Raw genomic sequence first — 18,725 nt, 5'->3', positions numbered from 1 at the left:
GATAACCTTCTATCCATCGTATCACAAAATCTTACAGTTGGGGACACACGGACGTTCCGATTTAAAATAATCATAGTCGCGGCCATCGGACAACCGGCGCTGATCCAATCGTTCAAAACCGGATTTCTTCAATACTCTACGCGACGCTTTATTGAACGGTTTCACAATCGCAACGATCTCCTCAAGCTCCGTGCAGCCCCAAATGAACGCCGCCATCCCTTGAACCGCCTCTGTCGCGTATCCGCGGTTTCGGAAGTCTTTGGAAATCGCATAAGCGATCTCCCTGTCCTTCGCCTCCAGCTTGTCATTGGGAAACACGCCGCACCAACCGATAAGGTCTCCGCTCATCTTCTCTTCCATCGCCAATAAAATCCGCACATCGGACGCTTGAAACGTATTATAAGAACGTATAACAAACTTCAGAAAGCGCTGCAGCTGTTCCTCCGTCATCTTCCAATCCGGCAGCAGATCGGTAATCTCCGTCTGTCTCGTTAACGCGAACAGCTTGTCATAATCATCCTCTGTAAACATCCGGAGTTTTAACGACTCGGTAGCAAAACCAAGCGGCTGATTCAATGCGATCCCCCCCATTTCCTTCCAGACTACCACAGTATACTGTAAAGTCACGGGAAAATATCGCTTTATTCAGATGATCCGCGAAACGGCCGAAGCTGCCATTGGGGCCAATGTTGGCTCTCGGGTTCTTTGCCTTAGACAGCCCTCCAAGTTCAGCCGAAAAAAAGCCTTGCCTCATGTAAAATCCCTGAGACAAGGCTTGAGCTCATATTTATTGCAGCGGGTCCAATTGCACGGCCGCCTGTTTCCCGCTAAGCTGGATGCCTGTCTTCTTGCTCCCTTCGCCGCTTAAGTCCCGGATCAGACGCTCCAGCAGCTCCTTCGCCTGAGCTCCTTCTTTGCCTTGAATCCGCACGACCAGCATGACGGCATCGCCGGACTTCAGTATTCGCTCCGCCTGGCTCCGCTTCGTATCGTAATCATGCTCCTCAATGTGAGGGGTCAGCCGAATCTCCTTCACTTTCGGAGCGCGGTTCTCCTTGGCCTCCTGCCTGCGGGCTTGCTGTGCTTCCTGCTTCGCGGCTCCCGCTCCCATCAGCTTGCACGGCGGAGGACTGCTCATCAGCGAAGTGCATACCAAATCCACCTTCAGCTTTTTGGCCATAGCCAGCGCCTCCGCCGTAGGGACGACCCCAAGATCTTCACCGTTCAAGCCGGTCAGCTGCACTTCGGTCGCTTTTATTTTTTCATTCGTAATCATTGTGAATCCCCCTGAACTTTCGCTATAATGAACCTATCTTACCGTCTAGAAGGAGATTTTTCAATGAATCGCAACGAAATGGAAGAACAAATTATTCGAGGGTACCAGCGCGATGAGCAGATGATGATCCTTGTCTTCGCTCAATGGTGCGTAAATAACGGGCTCGACCCGGTCGCTCTGTATGCCGAAGCTTATCCTGATCAGGAGGAGAACGAAGCGTTAAAGCAGGCGATGGAATTGACCGTGCCCAAAGAAGAAGCCGGAGAAGTGCCGGATGACACGGTACTCGGCGTGCTTTCTTTGTACGGGAACGAAGAGCTCGCTTTCGTCGTCACCGAGGCGATTGGGAAGCGCAAACGAGGACGGAGGGGGTAAGCCGATCTAAGCGGTAAAATATGTGCTTTCGTGCAGCCCGTTTCCCGGGCTGTTTGCGCTGCCGTCTTCCCCACTTTGAAGTTTCAGGACTTGCTGCAGCTTCCGTGCTGTTGGGTTTTATTCTTTGCGTCGCATTGATGCTCAAATATACCTTTAATAAAAAGATGACCCGCGCCAATTACACCGTCTGTAACGGCAAGCTTTAAGACCATCCTGCGGCGGATGGCTCTTTGTCTAAATCAGCCTATGGACGTTCTTGCATCACAATCCAAACCAGGATGGGGATATTGAAGGGCCGGGTATTCAACAGGGCTAGTGAATGGCCTATATTTTAGGGCCGATGGATTTCGCGGAAGCTTGGCGGCTTAGAAATTGTCGAACAGAAACGTCTGTGCTTAGTCCGATAGCATGGCTATAAGCAGAACGAGCATCTTCTATTCGATTCATCCGCTTGTACAAATGTCCGGCAAGCGCCCAATAAGGCTGGTAATTCACCACTTTTTCAGATGGAATAGCTTCCAGCAAGGTAATGCCCCGTTCCGCTCCGTAAGCCTCCGCGACCGCGGCGGCTCGGCCGACTAATGCGCCCAGCGACGGGTACATGCAAATGAGCCCCTCGTACAACTGAGCAATCGCCTCCCACTCGATACGCCCGGTCCATAAACGCTGAGCATGCACCGATTGAATCGCGGCCATGAGTTGAAAGCGACCGATTCCACCGGCTTGCGAAGCGTTATGCAGATAACGCTCCGCTTCCATGATCAAGCTTTGATTCCATCGCGAACATTTTTGCTCAGAGAGGGGAACATAGTTCCCCTCGTCATCATATCGGGCCTCACGGCGTGCCTCACAGTGCAGCATGAGCGCCAACAGACCGTAAACCTCCGGCTCGCGGGGAGCGAATTGGAGAAGCAGCTTTCCCAGATAGATTGCCTCCTCCTCCAATCTCTTACGAGACGAATCCGCAATAGCTGCCTCTCCCCACCCGCTCCCGTAAGCAGCATAGGTAGCTTCCAAAACGGAATCGAGGCGATTCGGAATCTCTTCTGCATCAGGCATTTCAAAAATAAGGCGTTCGGCACGGATTTTTGCTTTGACTCGAGTAAGACGCTGGCTCATAGTAGAGGGCTTAATGATGAATGCAGCCGCAATTCGGGCTGCATCGATCCCAAGCACTGTCTGCAACATAAGTGGCGTGCGCATCACAGGATCAATTGCCGGATGAGTGCAAAGAAACATCATCCTTAGGCGTTCATCCGGAAAAGCAGCGCTTGAAGAAGTCAGACGCTGTGTATCCTCGGACATGACAAGGAGAGTCGGCAGCGCACTTTCGGAAATCCGAGTACGGCGGGCACGATCGATAAGCCTCCTTCGGGCGGCCGTAATTAGCCATGCTTCAGGCTTATCCGGAACGCCGACCTTGGGCCAAGTTTCTAGCGCGGCGAGAAAAGCATCTCCAATAGCATCCTCAACAGCCTGCAGATCCCGCCAATGTACAGCCAAATAAGAAAGCAATCGACCATAAGCATCACGTGCCGTTTTTTCAATGACCTGATTCGTTTCCATAGAAATGATCACTTCAACGTGGGAATGTTCTGTCTGACCTCAACCGTATCGACAGGCCCTCGAGCAGCCCACTCTAATGCAGTGTCAAAGTCTGGAACATCAATCACGAAAATCCCGCCGAGCTGCTCTTTCGTCTCGGGAAACGGTCCGTCCTGAACCGCCATCTCACCGCTGCGCCGCTTCATTGTAGCAGCTGTCTCAGGAGCATAGAGCCCCGAACCGAACACAACAATTCCAGCCTGCCGCAAAGCATGCACATAGTGCGTCCAGCCTGCCAAGTATTGTTGTTGTCGCGCTGGGTCCGTTCTGGCCGCAAAGTCCTCCTGGCTCTCGTAAAACATCAAAGTGTAATTCATACAAAAACTCCTCCTTTTAAATTGGAATTTGGTTTCACTATAATGACGTATCCGCTATTCCGATTTCTACATTACAAGAATTTTTTTATTTACTCTCTAAATTTGGAAGAAGTCCTTACTGTAAAATTTTTTGTCTCACTGATTATTGTTAATAAATAACGGTATAATATGTTTTTCAATCAATTCAATTCTGTTCTTCGCACGTCGCATAAATCGTGAAGCGATTGCAACTACGATTTTCTTGTCGAGATTTACAAAAATCGTATTTCCGCCATCACCCAAAGCTGCGTAACAACGATGTCCCTTGTTGTCCATAATCCACCACAAATAACCGTACGGCAACTCTCCCCTTCGGCTGTTTTCTTTGGTGCTGTCCTCAATCCATTTTGAGGATAGAATTTGCTTGCCGTTCCACAAGCCTCCATTTAAGTATAGCTGTCCAATTTTTGTCATATCCCGTGGCGTTAAGGTAAGTCCCCAACCGGCGGTGTTCGTGCCTTTCGGATCTATCACCCAACCACGAGCATATTTATCCTTAATGAAAGCAAAATACTCCTCTTTGCAATGGATAATCGTATTATGGGGTGTTTTGATGCCAAGTGGTTCAAACAAATTTTCTGTGGCAAAATCACGTACCGGTTGGCCTGTTGCATTAGCGAGAATTCCCGACATAACCTGTATGCCGATGGTGGAATACTTGAACCCTCCAAGACCGCCCTTACCACCCAACAAGTCCAGCGCAGCTTTAGTCCAATCATCACTTGTATAAACCTTTGTATATGGCTCCGACTTGTACTTATACGGTGCGGTCATTGTCAGCATATTTTTTATTGTAACATTCTGTATCGTCTTCTCGCCGCGTTTGACCTTGTAGTCGGGAAAAAAATCCAATACTTTCTGATCTATGCTTTTAATATAGCCTTTATCAATGGCAATACCAATCAGCGCAGAAACAACACTTTTTGTCACCGATGCAATATGGACGGTATCGTCGGCGGTGTAGCCGTCAAAATAGCCTTCATATACCTTTTCGCCGCCGTGCAGTACCACAATACCAGCAATATTACCGTAGTCGGTTGTAATAAGACTTTCGAAATCTGCAATTCTTCTATTCATACTTTTCCACCTTTTAAATATAAGTACATCGATGTCTAAGAAAAGCATATTATGATATAAAATTTTTTGCCATAGTCTTTTTAAACTTTTTGAATCTGTGTAAAATTTCAATGACTTGCTACTAGAAATGGATACTCTCGCATCTTAGCCATTACGCATATACCGCATTGTTATACCCCCGCGCTTTTTCATGAGAATAATTACACAATTTACACTTGCATTTTGCAAGTTTATACTTGCGTTTTACAAGTACATAATTTATACTCGGTGTGTAGTCAACAATTAACGAGGGGAGATAACTTGTATGAATCAAAGTTACAGCACTTTTTTTAAGGTAGACCAAAGCCCCGAAGAAGTCTTTGCCGCTATCAATAACGTTCGCGGATGGTGGTCAGAGGAAATTGAGGGCACTACCGACGAACTCGGTAAATTTAAGTACCACTACCGAGATATTCACCGCTGCACCATCCAAATCACCGAGCTTGTTCCAGGTAAAAAGGTCGTTTGGCACATTACAGACAACTACTTTAACTTCGTAAAGGACAAGAGTGAGTGGAAGGATACTGACATTGTCTTTGAAATCGACAAGAAAGACGGCAAAACGGAAGTTCGATTTACGCACGTAGGCCTCGTTCCCGCGTATGAGTGCTACGCCGTCTGTACGGACTCCTGGGGCATCTACATAAGCGGCAGTCTTCGCGACTTGATCACCAAGGGTAAGGGCCGGCCCAACCAAAGCGAGCAAATTGCCAATAAACACGGCATAGAAACCTAGTAAAAAAGAGCGGAGCGGCCATTTGAATCTGGAAAAGCGTAAGCGTTCGCCTTTGAACACGGATTCTCTCCACAGAAAAACGAAAAAACAATCCAAAGAATCCGTTTTCAACAGCGATTGGAGGATCAAATGGACGCCGCAGCGGACTTTTTCACCACCCTTCTAGAGAACCACCATGCCATGACCGAAGCTCGGCGCTTAGCAACCGAGGCTTTGCCAAGAGATTTTGCGCTGCCTCTTCTGAAAGCGTCGAGCAACGTATTAGCAATAGTCAACGCAGACTCCTGCGGGTTTCTCCCCTAAAATTCCGCCATCATTATGGCAGGGATCACCTCAAGGGGGTATCAGCGAAAAATTCGAAAGGAGCTGCCGCCGTCAGCCCCGTCGCTTCAACTACTGTTGCGAGTATTATCCTTTTCTGCCCCGTTTCCCCACTGGAATACTCTGAGCAAAACGAAACACATTATGAGGATCATACTTTCGTTTCACCTGCTTCAGTCTGCCAAAGTTCACGCCATAATACGCCTTGGGCCAGTTCTTAATCTGCAAATCGGGAAAGTTCACATAATCCCCCTTAACAAAGGGACGTAACGCTCTGCGGAACCTTTTCACCCACTGAATATTCCGCTGCTGCTCCGCGTTGCTCCTCCAGCGTGCCGACAGTTCGTAGATGGTCTCAGCTTTCCGATGAGGATAAGCGGTTGCAGTAGGCGATACCAGGCTCACCGCGCTTCCTGCACCACCTAAGCTTTGACACCACACGGTAGAATGCCTGTTGGGCGCTTTGGACAAAAAGTCGCGTATAATTCGTACTCCTTCACGAGGCAGAGGGTGGAACCCGTAAGCCCCGCTTATTTTAAATTTCGGCTCCAAATTCAGGTCCGATTCGGCAAAAAATTGGGTTGCTTCAATAAAAGGCACCGTCTTCACTAGCACCTTCACTGGAGTGCCTGCTCGCAAGAGGGGTTTAATCAATCGACGCAGCTCCTTAGCACTGCCGAGCAATTGCCCGGTAGATTCAATTGTTCCCACCTGCTTGGCAGCCACCTCGATGGTTGAGGTTAAGCGGTTCGTGACAGACGGGGCCCAGCGCTGCCAAACCGGTAACACCTTCTCCAAATCGCCCCATTTCCAGGTGACGCTGTATATAGAAACCGTTGAAATCGGTCTAACCCGAAAAGTATAGGCTGTAGCAATGCCAAAGTTTCCTCCCCCGCCACCTCGTGATGCCCACAATAAATCGGCATGTTTCCTCCTGTTTGCCACAATCGTCTTTGCCCCATACCGTCCCGAGGCTACGACCATTTTCACTTGCTTCAAGTTATCGCACGTAAGTCCATATTTGCGGGACAGCAGTCCAATGCCGCCTCCCAGGGTAAGCCCGGCTAAGCCTACGTCGGGCGCAGTCCCAGCCGGAAGTGCTACACGCTTATCCCACAGCTTTTTGTACACACGGGCAAGTGGATTTCCCGTCTGTACGAGGGCCACCCTATTTTTCCGATCCACCTTAATCTTATTCATCTCGCTTACATCGATAATAATACCGCCGTTTACGGTCGAAAAGCCTTCATAGCTGTGCCGCCCGCTGCGCGCTCGCAGCCGTACGCCATGCTCACGAGCCCATTTGACTGCGTTGATCACATCCTGAGTTCGTCTGCAAAAAACAATGACTTTTGGAAACTTGGAAAAACGCCTATTGTACTCCATTCTGGCCGCATTATATGACGGATTGCCTGGAAATACGATTCTTCCGGTTAATCGTGTGCCTGTCTTTTTCCGATTTTGTGTCATCCACTTTACACCGTCCCTGTCCATGGCATAATCCTTTCTCATCAGCTTATGTAGGGACACTTGACCTAGTAGCGGCAAACGCCTTGTTTATGTCGTAAAATAGTTCGAATCAGCGTCACTTATGTACGCTACTTTTGCATTGAACGTTTTAACACTGCCCTTCATGGAAGCCCGCAGTATGCCAGGGAAACGAAGCATAAGTTGAAATAATTTCAGTTTAAAGCAGGAATCCAAGATCATATCTTTTATCGTTGTCAGAGCGAGGGTCTGACACTCCGTGACAAAATATGTCATTTTAATTTGGTAGCTTGCAAAGGCCGTCCGATAGTCGCCATCACTACGCTTGAGTTCGCGAGCTATTATAAACTCACCATTAATTCCACTCTGCGCTTTACCACTATTTGTGATACGATTCTCCGCGCTGTCAGTAACGGCAAGTTTTTAAGGCCATCCTTTGAGATGGCCTTTTCTTTGTAACTATTTGAACTGCTCTTGGTCAAAGTGCCCAGTCAAACATTAACTTGATACTGACTGTACCACTTAGGGACAGTTACCTCAAAGTTGTTATGATCATCCATTACCTTGTGGATCTTCATCAACATTGAATCTAACTCATCCGGTTTTACCTTCAAGATCCATACGACGGATGAGATCAGAGTCATGGCTAGATAGAGTGAATAAAGTTGCCAGAACTCACCGCCAGGTTCACTGTAATTATTGTATCCCTGGATTTGACCGACTGAAAAAGGCACACTGACTTCTGCACTAAAAATACCGACTTTCACAAACTCATGGATAGGATCTCCCCAGTCGTACCTGTTGAAATCAATGATACCTGAAAGCTTCCCATCGTTAACGATAAGATTTCCAATATGGTAATCATCATGTTGAAAAATATTGGGCCTATCCTTCATTAAGTACAGTTTGTCATCAATAAAGGATAACAACTTCTCTTCGTTATTTATCTCAACTCCGCATTTGGTATACTCCATTCGGTATCGATGATGCTTAGCTCTCATTCTTTCATCCCAAGACTTAATGTTATCAGGACAGATAACCTGATGGATCTTCTTTAATTCCAAGCCCGATTGAACACCAATGTTGAACTGCTCTTCTTCCGTTAAAAGAAGCAGCTCTTCTGACGCTTCATTTCCCTCAATGAATGAGACGATCATGTAACCGAGTCCTTGTTCAGGAAGAACCCCAATTTCAATAGGTCTGGAGCATTTCACATCATGCTTTTCCATCATCTTCAGTCTGCTAAATTCCAATTTCTTGTTTTTATCTTGATCAATGCTGTAGGTTCTTAATATGTATTGGGGGCGGCCATTGCTATCATGTACGATGTACTTATCATCACTTGAGTATCCCTTGTGAATTTGTTCAAGCTTTGCACTGTTTCCTAGTAGAGGAATGGAGTTGCGAAATCGTTCATACTGATTAATGGAATCACTCATGCTTAACCCTTCTTTCTCTAATTTTTCTAACTGAGATGAAGTCGATGTTAGATTTGTATAACTGTTTCCACCCAAAAGAAAGAGAAGTCGATAATGACCTCTCCTTGGTGAATAAATTGTATCATGTCATGGTAAAAGCTCAGGATTCGAACATATTTTTCAGATCTCTGCAAGAAGCTCTCTTACCGTCTCATCTCTGCGTATATCTGACCCCGGAAAACTTACGGGTTTCTTATTTAGCAAGCTCTTCAATCCTTGTTTCGGTCATATCGCTCTCCCCTACTCTTTCGATAACCCTGGCCTCTGAGGATATATCCTTTTAGAGTTCTGCGACAATACTCTTTACCGCTTCAATGCTGCATTACCAAATATTTTTCGAGCTGATCGAAAGTTCCTCCGAAGCCCTCCTGCATTGATTCGAGCATGCCTTCAAAAAAGCTTCTCTCTTCCTCGGTTGCGTTGATCGGCCCGCTGCGCAAGGTCATAGTGGTAATACCGTTATTTTCGCTCAAGGTTACCGCATTGCGTATTTCCAGCTTTACCCCACATTTGATTACCATCAGGAGATTGCATGTTGTAGTGGAAAAAACCGCCCGGACGGAAATCCAATTGCGCAACACTTATTTCAAATCCTTTCGGTCCCCACCATCGCTTCAAATGCTCGACCTCGGACCATGCTTTGAATACAAGCTCGCGCGGCGCATGGAGTACACGTGTTATAACTAATTCCTTGCCTTCCGAATTCACTGTCATATCCATTCCTCCATTTCTCCGTATAACCCTGTTCAAAATATACTCCAAAAGGAATATTCCAGTCAAGGAATACTTGTATCGCAATATAGAGGTATCCTTCGGAAACATATCAACAAAATCGATTCGCTATTGTAACCGACAAATTGAAGGCCATCCGTTGCGGTATGACCTTCACTGTTTACGTAAAAATAAAAAAGAGTCCTGAAATTTTCCAAGACCTTATTCAACATCGTACCAAACGGAGAATTATAAGTCTATATCTTTTTCACCATATATGTAAGAATATGTATCGTAAGAATAAGATGCGGGAGGGCTTCTGGAATGATTCCAACACGTTTTTCAGATTATTGTTCAAAGATTCCGTTGCTGAATGAGGTTGCAGAATGGGCTCTATTAAGGAAATGGGCTCTTTCAGAAGTCTACAGAGTTACGTTCGCAACAGGTGAAACACGCATAATTAAATGGGGCGGGAATGAGATGGCGGGAGAGGCCGAGATTTACCGAAATTTAGTGCATCCTTTACAAATCAAAGCCCCGCAGATTTTTGAATTTGTTCAATTGAGGGACAGCGGAGTAATGATCATGGAGGATGCGGGTGATAACAATTTGGAACAGCAACCGCAACCTGCTCATTTTCTTGAGGCGTCAAGGGAACTGGCAAGACTAAGAGTGAGCGCAACTGCGAGCTTAGAAAGGCTCCCTAAGAAGGTCATTGACACTTACTCCGTTTCAATGGAAAACTTTCTGGAACTGCTCAATGATCTGTTGAAATCGAAAAAGTTAGCAGAAACCAAAGTTTTATTGAAGCTCAAGAAGGTGTTGCCTCGTCATTTAGAAAGACTGTATCGAATGGTACCAACCTCAATAGTGCATCATGATTATCATGCAAAGAACCTTTTGATTCAAGACAATGGGATAATGCCGATCGATTGGTCCATAGCATATCTAAGTCCTCATCTTGGTGACCTATATTGCTTGATTACGGAAGCGCGCGCTTGGAGTAATCTATCAAGAGAAGAAATGATTTCAGCATACCTTGAAGTAACTGATCTTCAAATGGATCATCTGAACTGGCAATTGCGAACAGGCGGTTTATGTTGGCTGATTAAGACATTGCGTTGGCTTGTTTACGGAGGTACGGATATAATCCCTGAATCAGAGACTTGGATACCTGGTCTGCTGAAGGATGTAGAGCATCTATACCGGGAAATTGTATAAATGTTCTGGCATTCCAAACTTGTGATGTGAAAGAATTTTTAGACATATATCATATTCTTGAGGCTACGGGGGTTATCTCATTTTGATGCGAAGATACAGAAGCTTGCCTCCTGCAAACACCAGCATGCTCGCTGCCGCCAGGAGCAAAGCTCGCTGCGCTTCGGTTAATGAGGAAGCCGAGGCGCCGAAAGAAACCTCGCTTTGCAGCGTATGAGCGGATTCATACTGCGTCACGATATTGGGAACATACGTCATCGTTTGGTACATGCCTGCTCCGATGTGCACCGCATAATAACAGACGGTGACGATAACCGAGAATATCACCGACTGAATGACCGTTTTCTTCACCGTACCAGCCCCTTCTTCCATGATTTGGGATCAGTTTATTTTGATTGTACGTTTTTCCCTCTATCATAGTCAAGCAGCAAGCAGTAGATTTCGGTCCGGAGCGTTTGGCGTACGGTTGTGATTAAGTCTATTTAAATTCGGGGGATACCCCTTGGCTTTCCAGCTTCTCGATCCGTTGACAAATTTCATGCTGCCATTCAGCATCGTTGATCATGGATGCAGCAAGCGACAAATTGTACAAGCCGGACAGCTTCCTCGCGTAGATCGCATTGTAATGCAAACAAGCCGTCATTTCCGACTCCTCATCTTCGGTTAACTTGCGTTTTTGTTGAAGCGTCCACAGCTCAGCCAGTCTCCAGTGTACGGATAGCATCGTCCATTCCTCCCGTCTGTCTATAACTCATTATGTATTACTATCCATTATGGGCAGCAATCGGATGCTTTAGACATCGTGAGGCGGACGGCATTCCCGCTTGCCGCCGAAGACGGGCGAGACCAACCGGGAAGCGGGCGGACCTCGCAGAATTTCGGTAACGACCGGACTGTGAGGCCGTCCCCATCCAAGGATAACGAAACGCGCTTGAATGACGGGTCGACAATGAGATGCGGCGAGAGCCGAGCAGCAGTTTCCGGGGGTCCTGGCAGAGCACCAGAAGCAGGATGAATTACGAGCGGAGGGGTCATTGAATCTGAAAAACGTCAGCGTACGCCTTTGTAGACGGATTTTTCCCGCTTAAATCGCTATCGACCGCAGGCCACGAATACAGCACGACACGTCTGCGGTTAACCCGCCGGGGAGCGCAGGCCGCCTAGTCCCGGTAGCTGCTCCAGCACGACGGCAACCCCGTCTTCGTCGTTCGTTAATGTAACCGTACGGGCGATGGCTTGCAGCTCGCGGACGGCATTGCCCATCGCAACCGGATAGCCGCAATGCTCGAACAATGCAAGATCGTTATAATCGTCACCGAACGCCATCGCCTGATCCGCGGTAATTCCGAGCCGCTCCAGCGCGATACGCAGACCGTACGCTTTCGATACGGAAACGGGCATAATTTGAATCAGCTGCCGGTTATCCGTCAAGATCATATTCACTTCCGAACCGAACTGCCTGACTAGCGCTTCATAGATGCCGTTCCCGTTAGAAATCAGCAGCTTCGTTATAGGCCGCTCCGCCATATGCCCTTCCGTCATCACCCTCGGTTTGGGAGCGCCTGCCGGAATGCCCAGCGTTTTCTCTTCGTCTTCATTCAGCTCCCTGAAGCTCCACATCTCATCGCCGGATTCGAAGGTTACATAACTGCCTCTATCATGAAGTTCCATATACCGGTAAACGGATTGAACGGTATCGTTCGGAATATATGCGACATGCAGCGGAACCGCGCCGCGATCGGTCACCACTCCGCCGTTATAACAGATCCAATAACCGAGCTGCTGCAGCTCGCGGGGCAACAGCTCACGGACGGAGCGAGGCGGCCGGGCCGTGGCGATGATGATAGCATGTCCGCGGGCGCAGCAGTCCAGCACCGCCCTTCTGCTGTGCGCCGATACTTCTTTTGCCGAATTCAGCAGCGTGCCGTCCAAATCCAGCACCACCGCGCGAATCGTATTCATGGCAAAATCCCCCCTATTCCGGTTCATATTGTATGGCCCTTTGACGCAGCCACCGGATTTGCCCCCGATGGTTTATTTCATCCTCGAACACATGAAACCATTTGAAATAATTGTTGGCCGGCTTATCTCGCCAGAACGGCGTCTCCTCGTAGAGCCAGCTGTCGTCCCTACGTCTGAACTCCTCCAATGTCACCTTGCGCATTTCGCTAAGTTCATGGAGATAGTACTCCAGCTCTTTGCCCCGAATCTGTTCGCGTCCCAAATCTCCCAGATCAAACGGAGCTTGCCATTTCTCGATTTCCTCTGCGTTCGGTTCGCGGCCGTAAAATGTTTCCAGCTGATACCCCAGCTCTACCGCAGCCATATGAAGCAGAAGAGCTCCGATCGAATTGCTGTTCGCATCATGCACATAATCCAGCTGCCGCATCGACAACCCCTGCACCGTAGCCAATGTCGTATATCTCGCATAATTCATCATGGAGACCAGCCGGCCGATTTCGGGCGCAAACCCTTCCAGCTCCGTAATTAGAAACAGCTTGTCCTTATCCATTGGTCATCCCCCCGCTTCTTCGCCAGATTATCCGTTCATAGGAAAAAAATCATCGCGCCGAGCGATATTTGCCGAACCTGCATATGATCCTCCAGCTGAAAAGCAGCCGAATCTTCCACGCTAAGCCCCCTTTCTTAGAGGGTGTGGCGATTGATTCGTGGCCCGTGGTCTATGGTAATTTTTTCCATATTGAATCGCTGAAGCGGTGAAAAGCCATCTGCAAAGGCGACCGCTCATGCTGTTCCAACGCTCTATCGGCTCTCCGGCCACTTTTTCACCGGACTTTCAGAGAAGCCCGTCCTTACATGTTCTACCTCCGCCCGCCAATCCCTCTTTTTTCCAACTATGCTACTGCAGCTTATAGATCGAGTAGCCTCCCGGAATTTCAATGCGTTGAAATCGTTCGTTCAAGTAGGCGGCGAGCCTTCCGTCGTCTCCGTCAATATGACCTTGTAGCGGAATAAAGTAACGCGCCCCGTCCGCGATGAATGCATTCAGTTCCTTCACGGGATCGTCGGGCAACAATGAGCCCGTTCTCCAGCCGATGCGGCGGCTGGCATTAAGCAATGACGGATCGTCCGTACCCACGACTACCAGCGCATTCTTGGGCGTATACCTTTGAACCCATGCGGCCTGCTGCATAAGCACGGTCTGCTGCCCCTGCAATAAAGGGACGGCAATCGCATAGCTCTGGCAGCCTATCGCCAAAATGACCGCGGCGGCGGCAGCCTTCCCTACCCGCCACCGGCCGATGCGCGCCAGCGCCTGCGCCCCGAGCAGCGCCGCTACCGGAGCGGTCAGAATCAAATAATAGTCGAACCGGATCGTCGCCACGATGACGGCAAGCTCCAGCAGCATAGCGATCGCCCATACGCCGAGAGACCAATGCCGACGCCAGTCCAAGCATAACAGCCCGATGACGAATAATCCGATGCCGCACCAAGTGAACGTGCTGGGCAGATTCGTACGGAAAAATTGCAGCGCCTCGTTCGAGCGGAAGCTTTCCAGCAGATGAGGCCAAATATGCTTCGTTGCGATACCCGTCACAAACGGAAATTCCGCCACCGTGCTTAACCACTGAAAATAAAGGAACGGGAACCCCAGCGCAATAGCTGCAAAAATCCATAGCTCCGTACGGACAAACAAACGATGCTTGTATGCTTGAACTGCGACGGCAATCAGCGGGATGCCTGTGAACACTGCGGGGATTTTCTCCGCAATGGCCAGCGCCATAAATACTCCCGACAGCACGACCAGCCCCCGCTTGCTCTCTTCCACTCCTTTGACGAACAGCCAGTACGCCCCCAGCATGCAGCACAGCGCCGCCGATTCCGGCATAATCGCTCGGGAATACAGGATCGTCACCGGCATGATGCCGTAGAGCAGCACCGCCGTCCATGCCGTGCGATCCGTAACATACCTCCTGGCAATAAGCAGCAAAGCATACGCCGATATGACAAAAAAACCGATAGGCACCGCCCGCGCCAATGCATAGTCATGCCCGAACCAGCGATACAGCCAAGCGATCAACCAGGTCGTCATTTGAAATTCCAGCTGAACGTAGTTCGGCAGCGGCCCGTCGTAATTAAGCTGCGGGAAAAAGATGTTCATACGGTGCTCGATAAAATTCAAGGCGATCGATTCCGTATCGGATTGCCGCCACGAATCGTATTCATAAGGAGAATTCGCGATGTAAGGCAGGCGAATAGCCGTAATGAAGGCAAGCAGCAGTATAGTAACGACCGCGCGGCTAACACGGGACATTTTTTCGGCGGAAATAGCTTCTCCCCCCTCACTTGTTAATGACAATAATGCCGAGCACAATAATGACTATTCCGAGCAGCTTATTCCACGTGAACGTTTCCCCGAACAAAAAGTAAGACAACAGAGCTACGTTGACATAGCCAAGCCCTGCCATCGGATAAGCGTAGCTAAGCTCCGCACGCGTCAGCACCTTGACCCAGAGCAGGAAGCTTGCTCCGAACAGCAGCAGACCCATCCAAATTTCGGGCGTTTTGGCCAAACGAACCATGTCCGCAGGCATCGTATGGACCGTTAATCCGAACGATCCTAATCTGCCCGCTCCGAGCTTTAATATAACCTGTCCTACGGAACCGAGCAGCACCGAGGCGACGATCAACATCCAAATTTTCATGCCGTATGTCCTTTACTCCATTTTTTTTGGAACTTCACTTTGCCAAGCAAGCGCAAGTAGCCGAGAATCGTTCTGCCGATCCGCATCTTGCTCTTCGTTTCCTTCAGATCGTATTGGAGAACAAGCGGATATTCCCCCGCCTTCACGCCGATTTGACTGAATCGCGCCATCATCTCGGCCATGCATTCGAAGCCGCCGCTCGTAATGATGCTTCCCTCATAATGAGTCATCGCTCTCTGCAGGAAACCGATGCTGTAGCAGCGAAAGCCGCTGGAGTAGTCGCTTACATTCGCAATTGGAAAAAACAGCCTGAAGAACAGCCTCGCCCCCCGGCTCAGCAGCTTGCGGTGCAGCGCCAAACCGACTTCGCGGCCGCCGGAAGCAAAACGCGAAGCGATGACCACATCCAGCTCTTCGCCGACAAGCTTGCCGATCAAATCGGGAATGATGCCGGGACTATGCGTATTGTCCGCATCCAGCGTAATGAGAATATCTGAGGGATCATAGCGGAATACCGCATACTGCAGCAGCGAATTGACCGCTTCGCCCAAGCCGCGGTTGATCGTATGGGTTATGTAGTCCATGTCTGGGTTATAATGGGAATACTGCCGCAAAATCGCATCCGTATGATCCGTGCTCCCGTCATCGACGACAAGGATGAGCATCGAATCGTCCAGCAGCGGTCTCAGCGCCTCCAGCTTTGCCAATAAAGCGGGCAAGACGCGGCCTTCATTGTAAGCCGGCAAACCGATAATGACGTTTCGTTTCATGGTCGTGACACCTCTCCTTCGCTTCCGCCCCAAGGGTGTTGACGCGAGCTGCGCGGGCCGTCCCTATACTCAATTTATTCGGGTTGTCTGCGTTCCATGAGCCATTATTGAATTCGACGGCAAAAAGACCGGCTTCCGCAAGGAAACCGGCCCTCAAAGAGCTTGTCCGATTCGAATGATATAGTACGGAAAGGCGCACAGCCTCTCTCAACAAAGCAAAGGGATGATAGAATGAGATTCGTCACCAAAACAAGGCTCGATCATCTTCAAACATTGATTCGAGCGATCGCGGATGAACAGAAGCAGAAGGAAGCGCTGCATATTCTAGAATCCATTACAAGAGATATTGAAGAAAATTACGCCGAAATCGAGCGGCCGATCCGTTTGAACGAAATGTGAGAGCCTCCCCGCTAAGCCTGCCTGATGACAGGATAATACAGATCCAATGAATGCATTTTTCCATGAAGAAGGCTTTCGCATAGTTGCTTCATTAATGCAGGCTCGCGATATCCGCGGCAATCCGAAGCAAGCAAATCCGCAGCCGTTATCCATTTGCAATCGAGCATCCCCTCTTCCAGCTGCAAAGAGCCGCCGATGATTTCACCGGTAAAATGGAATAAAATCACATACGCGCCGGAAGCCGCCTGAAAATGGTAAATACCCGTCGTACCCGTCAGCTCGACCTCATACCCTGTCTCTTCCTTCGCTTCTCTGCGGGCGGCATCCGGAATGTCTTCTCCCGGTTCGATTCTTCCGGACGGCAAATTCCATTGGTACCTTACGGCAGGCTTGCCTTCCCGGATCACGAGCATCTTGCCGTCTTGAATGATCGAAACACTTGCCACTAATACCGTTCCGTTATGCGCCGCCATACTTCCCATTCCTCTCTCCCGTTAAGCCCTGGGCAACGCTATTAAGCGTTCCCTTGTGTTTTCAATTCGGCCACTTGTTTCGTCAATTCCTCCAGCTTTCGGTGCAGCTCCTCTTCCGTTCTTGTTCTGGACTCGTGTACTTTCAATAAGCGATATAACAAATACACAATGGCCCATGGAGATAAATAAAAGAAAAAATTCGCTATTTTCCCGAGTGCATACATCTTTACCCCCTCCTTCCGCCATCATGCAGCGAAATGCGATCCAATAAGCTCAATAAGTAACGATCCAGCCGCTCGCACATAATCTCTCTCGTTAAGCCGCTGACGCCTAGAGCCGTCCAACCGGCATATACCTCCGGCGGCCAATAAGCGAAGTCGATCATGGCGACCAGGTCCCAATACGGGGCGTAATCGAAGGACGCTCCGGCGTAACGCCGGTATGAGGACAACAATGCGTCCGCCGTCTCTACATCATGCAATTGGGCCAAATTCACGCGGCAGTGGCCGACATCAATGCCGGCGGGGCCGACGCAGCCGTTAACCCAATCGACAATGCCGCTTACTGCTCCGTTATCCCATAGTATATTAGCCGGATGATAATCCCGGTGAATGAAGCGCGGCGTGAAGGAAGGCCGGGATTGTGCCAACCAATCGGCCGCCGACTGCCATTGGTCGGGGATAGCCGACCATGACGACGTATCCAGAGAGGAAGCGTCGCAATATGGGGCGAACGTCCACCGGAAATCGCCGGCTTCGATCTTGTGAACCCGCGCCAGCGCTTCGGCCATGCCGTCCACCCAGCGACCGGTATCGGCCGGTTCCAGGACGACGCTTCCTTCCAGCATCGTCATCAGCACCGCCGGTCTGCCGCAGCCGTTTCCGGTTGCGTCGCGGGCGACAAGCCTCGGCGTCTGCACGCCTTCGGCCTGCGATGCCCGGAGCAAGCTCTCCGCTTCGCGAAGCGCGAGATCGGGCTGCTCCCGCACCCACTCCTCGTTATCGAACTGCCGCAGCACGACATGCCGCCTCGCCCCCCCGAAGCTTAGCTCTATCCCATGGACTAACGAAGAAATCCCGCCGTGAAGCTGTTGAACCGACAGCACCTCCGCCTCAGGGTGTAGGGCATCGGCAGCCCATCTTAGAGCCCGATCGGACAACGCGGGATGACGGCCGTTCATGGCCGCCTTCCATTCCGTTTTTCATCGAGATAAATATCCAGCGCCGCAATGCCTTTAGTCGCCAGCTTGATAAATAAATACAAGCAGTACAGCCCGAGCAGCAGAAATAAGGCGTACAAAACAAACATAATTTGAGAAAATGCGCTCATTATGGAAAAAGACATCGGTTCACTTCCTTAATCTATATATTTATGTATATAGTACCATAGTTTTGGCAATAGAGTAGACTTGCTTATTCGTAGCGCAAATGTTGGCCCATAGGTTCATTGAGCGATGCGCTGTGCCATGCAGCCTCTTTCCCCTTGAAGCAGGCTCCCCGCAGAGCTTGCCTGACTCTTGAACAAATCCTGTATCCATACATTTCACGATCCGTTCTCGCCCGTCCTTAACCCGACAGAAACAAATCCCCCAAAAGCCATCCATGCCGCTACGCGGCACCACAGACAATGGAAATGGGGTACCAAGAGTAATTTCCAGGGTAGTGACGTGATGCTCTGAAGCTTATTCCGTCCGCATCCAGCCTAAGCTGGATCGGCGTCTAACCCTTCCTCTGGGA

23 protein-coding genes are annotated in these 18,725 nt (G+C 49.4%); 4 read left to right on the top strand and 19 right to left on the bottom strand.

Going from position 1 to position 18,725, the window contains the following annotated elements; translation table 11 throughout:
- Positions 1 to 21: 21 nt before the first annotated feature.
- Together N0M98_RS24535 and infC are read right to left on the bottom strand one after the other, a co-directional pair.
- Positions 22 to 576 carry a GNAT family N-acetyltransferase gene (locus N0M98_RS24535; protein ID WP_259619464.1) on the bottom strand — a complete coding sequence of 185 codons (555 nt, stop codon included), beginning with the start codon at positions 574 to 576 and terminating at the stop codon, positions 22 to 24.
- Positions 577 to 787: 211 nt separating this feature from the next.
- Positions 788 to 1,276, bottom strand: a complete 489-nt coding sequence (infC, locus tag N0M98_RS24530) for a translation initiation factor IF-3 (protein ID WP_259619463.1) — start codon at positions 1,274 to 1,276, stop codon at positions 788 to 790.
- Positions 1,277 to 1,339: 63 nt separating this feature from the next.
- On the opposite strand from infC, the gene yxiS reads away from it, so the two are divergent.
- Positions 1,340 to 1,651 carry a protein YxiS gene (yxiS, locus tag N0M98_RS24525; protein WP_259619462.1) on the top strand — a complete coding sequence of 104 codons (312 nt, stop codon included), beginning with the start codon at positions 1,340 to 1,342 and terminating at the stop codon, positions 1,649 to 1,651.
- 324 nt (positions 1,652 to 1,975) lie between these two features.
- Here the strand turns inward: yxiS and N0M98_RS24520 are convergent, their stop codons facing one another.
- The 3 genes from N0M98_RS24520 to N0M98_RS24510 form a co-directional block, all read right to left on the bottom strand.
- The gene (locus N0M98_RS24520; RefSeq protein ID WP_259619461.1) at positions 1,976 to 3,217 is read right to left on the bottom strand and encodes an RNA polymerase sigma factor; all 1,242 of its coding nucleotides are present in this window, start codon (positions 3,215 to 3,217) and stop codon (positions 1,976 to 1,978) included.
- A gap of 8 nt (positions 3,218 to 3,225) precedes the next feature.
- Positions 3,226 to 3,573: a YciI family protein gene (locus N0M98_RS24515; protein ID WP_249863066.1), complete on the bottom strand. Its 348-nt coding sequence runs from the start codon at positions 3,571 to 3,573 to the stop codon at positions 3,226 to 3,228.
- Between the two features lie 135 nt (positions 3,574 to 3,708).
- Positions 3,709 to 4,689, bottom strand: a complete 981-nt coding sequence (locus N0M98_RS24510; RefSeq protein ID WP_259619460.1) for a serine hydrolase domain-containing protein — start codon at positions 4,687 to 4,689, stop codon at positions 3,709 to 3,711.
- A 304-nt stretch (positions 4,690 to 4,993) separates the two neighbouring features.
- On the opposite strand from N0M98_RS24510, the gene N0M98_RS24505 reads away from it, so the two are divergent.
- Positions 4,994 to 5,464, top strand: a complete 471-nt coding sequence (locus tag N0M98_RS24505; protein WP_259619459.1) for an SRPBCC family protein — start codon at positions 4,994 to 4,996, stop codon at positions 5,462 to 5,464.
- Between the two features lie 408 nt (positions 5,465 to 5,872).
- On the opposite strand, the gene N0M98_RS24500 is transcribed toward N0M98_RS24505, so the two are convergent.
- The 3 genes from N0M98_RS24500 to N0M98_RS33785 form a co-directional block, all read right to left on the bottom strand.
- Positions 5,873 to 7,255, bottom strand: a complete 1,383-nt coding sequence (locus N0M98_RS24500; protein WP_259619458.1) for an FAD-binding oxidoreductase — start codon at positions 7,253 to 7,255, stop codon at positions 5,873 to 5,875.
- Between the two features lie 509 nt (positions 7,256 to 7,764).
- A complete protein-coding gene (locus tag N0M98_RS24495; protein ID WP_259619457.1) occupies positions 7,765 to 8,712 on the bottom strand; it encodes an aminoglycoside phosphotransferase family protein in 948 nt (315 codons plus the stop codon).
- 498 nt (positions 8,713 to 9,210) lie between these two features.
- Entirely contained in the window at positions 9,211 to 9,471 is a 261-nt protein-coding gene (locus N0M98_RS33785; protein WP_310944415.1) for an SRPBCC domain-containing protein, read from the bottom strand.
- 315 nt (positions 9,472 to 9,786) lie between these two features.
- Between N0M98_RS33785 and N0M98_RS24485 the strand changes: the two genes are divergently transcribed.
- On the top strand, positions 9,787 to 10,683 hold the full coding sequence (locus tag N0M98_RS24485) for a phosphotransferase (RefSeq protein WP_259619456.1): 897 nt from the start codon (positions 9,787 to 9,789) through the stop codon (positions 10,681 to 10,683).
- Between the two features lie 72 nt (positions 10,684 to 10,755).
- Here N0M98_RS24485 and N0M98_RS24480 read toward each other — a convergent pair whose 3' ends face one another.
- The 7 genes from N0M98_RS24480 to N0M98_RS24450 form a co-directional block, all read right to left on the bottom strand.
- On the bottom strand, positions 10,756 to 11,031 hold the full coding sequence (locus tag N0M98_RS24480) for a hypothetical protein (protein WP_259619455.1): 276 nt from the start codon (positions 11,029 to 11,031) through the stop codon (positions 10,756 to 10,758).
- Between the two features lie 127 nt (positions 11,032 to 11,158).
- Positions 11,159 to 11,404, bottom strand: coding sequence for a DUF7667 family protein (locus N0M98_RS24475; RefSeq protein ID WP_249863059.1), 246 nt, complete (start codon positions 11,402 to 11,404; stop codon positions 11,159 to 11,161).
- 410 nt (positions 11,405 to 11,814) lie between these two features.
- Positions 11,815 to 12,642, bottom strand: coding sequence for an HAD family hydrolase (locus N0M98_RS24470; protein ID WP_259619454.1), 828 nt, complete (start codon positions 12,640 to 12,642; stop codon positions 11,815 to 11,817).
- A 13-nt stretch (positions 12,643 to 12,655) separates the two neighbouring features.
- Positions 12,656 to 13,192 (bottom strand): DinB family protein, encoded by a 537-nt coding sequence (locus tag N0M98_RS24465; RefSeq protein ID WP_259619453.1) that lies wholly within the window; start codon positions 13,190 to 13,192, stop codon positions 12,656 to 12,658.
- A gap of 348 nt (positions 13,193 to 13,540) precedes the next feature.
- Positions 13,541 to 15,001, bottom strand: a complete 1,461-nt coding sequence (locus N0M98_RS24460) for an ArnT family glycosyltransferase (protein ID WP_259619452.1) — start codon at positions 14,999 to 15,001, stop codon at positions 13,541 to 13,543.
- Positions 14,985 to 15,347 (bottom strand): EamA family transporter, encoded by a 363-nt coding sequence (locus N0M98_RS24455; RefSeq protein ID WP_259619451.1) that lies wholly within the window; start codon positions 15,345 to 15,347, stop codon positions 14,985 to 14,987. Before N0M98_RS24455 ends, N0M98_RS24460 begins: the two co-directional genes overlap by 17 nt.
- Entirely contained in the window at positions 15,344 to 16,117 is a 774-nt protein-coding gene (locus N0M98_RS24450) for a glycosyltransferase (protein ID WP_259619450.1), read from the bottom strand. The genes N0M98_RS24455 and N0M98_RS24450 overlap by 4 nt, the downstream gene beginning before the upstream one ends.
- A 231-nt stretch (positions 16,118 to 16,348) precedes the next feature.
- Here N0M98_RS24450 and N0M98_RS24445 point away from each other — a divergent pair, with 231 nt between their 5' ends.
- Positions 16,349 to 16,516: a hypothetical protein gene (locus N0M98_RS24445; RefSeq protein ID WP_249863053.1), complete on the top strand. Its 168-nt coding sequence runs from the start codon at positions 16,349 to 16,351 to the stop codon at positions 16,514 to 16,516.
- 11 nt (positions 16,517 to 16,527) lie between these two features.
- On the opposite strand, the gene N0M98_RS24440 is transcribed toward N0M98_RS24445, so the two are convergent.
- From N0M98_RS24440 to N0M98_RS24425, 4 genes are read right to left on the bottom strand one after another with little or no spacing between them, the layout of a single operon-like run.
- Positions 16,528 to 16,998: an NUDIX domain-containing protein gene (locus N0M98_RS24440; RefSeq protein WP_249863052.1), complete on the bottom strand. Its 471-nt coding sequence runs from the start codon at positions 16,996 to 16,998 to the stop codon at positions 16,528 to 16,530.
- A 32-nt stretch (positions 16,999 to 17,030) separates the two neighbouring features.
- Positions 17,031 to 17,213 carry a hypothetical protein gene (locus N0M98_RS24435; RefSeq protein ID WP_259619449.1) on the bottom strand — a complete coding sequence of 61 codons (183 nt, stop codon included), beginning with the start codon at positions 17,211 to 17,213 and terminating at the stop codon, positions 17,031 to 17,033.
- Positions 17,214 to 17,215: 2 nt separating this feature from the next.
- Positions 17,216 to 18,169 carry a phosphotransferase family protein gene (locus tag N0M98_RS24430; RefSeq protein WP_259619448.1) on the bottom strand — a complete coding sequence of 318 codons (954 nt, stop codon included), beginning with the start codon at positions 18,167 to 18,169 and terminating at the stop codon, positions 17,216 to 17,218.
- Positions 18,166 to 18,333: a hypothetical protein gene (locus N0M98_RS24425; RefSeq protein WP_249863050.1), complete on the bottom strand. Its 168-nt coding sequence runs from the start codon at positions 18,331 to 18,333 to the stop codon at positions 18,166 to 18,168. The genes N0M98_RS24430 and N0M98_RS24425 overlap by 4 nt, the downstream gene beginning before the upstream one ends.
- Between the last annotated feature and the right edge of the window lie 392 nt (positions 18,334 to 18,725).

The sequence above is a fragment of the Paenibacillus doosanensis genome, assembly GCF_025060755.1.
In the GTDB taxonomy this organism is placed as follows: domain Bacteria; phylum Bacillota; class Bacilli; order Paenibacillales; family NBRC-103111; genus Paenibacillus_S; species Paenibacillus_S doosanensis.
Note: the sequence above shows the minus strand (reverse complement) of the source record. Positions and strands in the feature narration are given on the sequence as shown.

Coding starts and splice junctions, on each gene's coding strand:
- N0M98_RS24505 (WP_259619459.1), top strand. CDS start 4,994: ATGAATCAAAGTTACAGCACTTTTTTTAAGGTAGACCAAAGCCCCGAA.
- N0M98_RS24475 (WP_249863059.1), bottom strand. CDS start 11,404: ATGCTATCCGTACACTGGAGACTGGCTGAGCTGTGGACGCTTCAACAA.
- N0M98_RS24425 (WP_249863050.1), bottom strand. CDS start 18,333: ATGTCTTTTTCCATAATGAGCGCATTTTCTCAAATTATGTTTGTTTTG.
- N0M98_RS33785 (WP_310944415.1), bottom strand. CDS start 9,471: ATGGATATGACAGTGAATTCGGAAGGCAAGGAATTAGTTATAACACGT.
- N0M98_RS24455 (WP_259619451.1), bottom strand. CDS start 15,347: ATGAAAATTTGGATGTTGATCGTCGCCTCGGTGCTGCTCGGTTCCGTA.
- N0M98_RS24500 (WP_259619458.1), bottom strand. CDS start 7,255: ATGACACAAAATCGGAAAAAGACAGGCACACGATTAACCGGAAGAATC.
- N0M98_RS24465 (WP_259619453.1), bottom strand. CDS start 13,192: ATGGATAAGGACAAGCTGTTTCTAATTACGGAGCTGGAAGGGTTTGCG.
- N0M98_RS24495 (WP_259619457.1), bottom strand. CDS start 8,712: ATGAGTGATTCCATTAATCAGTATGAACGATTTCGCAACTCCATTCCT.
- N0M98_RS24430 (WP_259619448.1), bottom strand. CDS start 18,169: ATGAACGGCCGTCATCCCGCGTTGTCCGATCGGGCTCTAAGATGGGCT.
- N0M98_RS24515 (WP_249863066.1), bottom strand. CDS start 3,573: ATGAATTACACTTTGATGTTTTACGAGAGCCAGGAGGACTTTGCGGCC.
- N0M98_RS24435 (WP_259619449.1), bottom strand. CDS start 17,213: ATGTATGCACTCGGGAAAATAGCGAATTTTTTCTTTTATTTATCTCCA.
- N0M98_RS24450 (WP_259619450.1), bottom strand. CDS start 16,117: ATGAAACGAAACGTCATTATCGGTTTGCCGGCTTACAATGAAGGCCGC.
- N0M98_RS24445 (WP_249863053.1), top strand. CDS start 16,349: ATGAGATTCGTCACCAAAACAAGGCTCGATCATCTTCAAACATTGATT.
- N0M98_RS24440 (WP_249863052.1), bottom strand. CDS start 16,998: ATGGGAAGTATGGCGGCGCATAACGGAACGGTATTAGTGGCAAGTGTT.
- N0M98_RS24510 (WP_259619460.1), bottom strand. CDS start 4,689: ATGAATAGAAGAATTGCAGATTTCGAAAGTCTTATTACAACCGACTAC.
- infC (WP_259619463.1), bottom strand. CDS start 1,276: ATGATTACGAATGAAAAAATAAAAGCGACCGAAGTGCAGCTGACCGGC.
- N0M98_RS24470 (WP_259619454.1), bottom strand. CDS start 12,642: ATGAATACGATTCGCGCGGTGGTGCTGGATTTGGACGGCACGCTGCTG.
- yxiS (WP_259619462.1), top strand. CDS start 1,340: ATGAATCGCAACGAAATGGAAGAACAAATTATTCGAGGGTACCAGCGC.
- N0M98_RS24485 (WP_259619456.1), top strand. CDS start 9,787: ATGATTCCAACACGTTTTTCAGATTATTGTTCAAAGATTCCGTTGCTG.
- N0M98_RS24520 (WP_259619461.1), bottom strand. CDS start 3,217: ATGGAAACGAATCAGGTCATTGAAAAAACGGCACGTGATGCTTATGGT.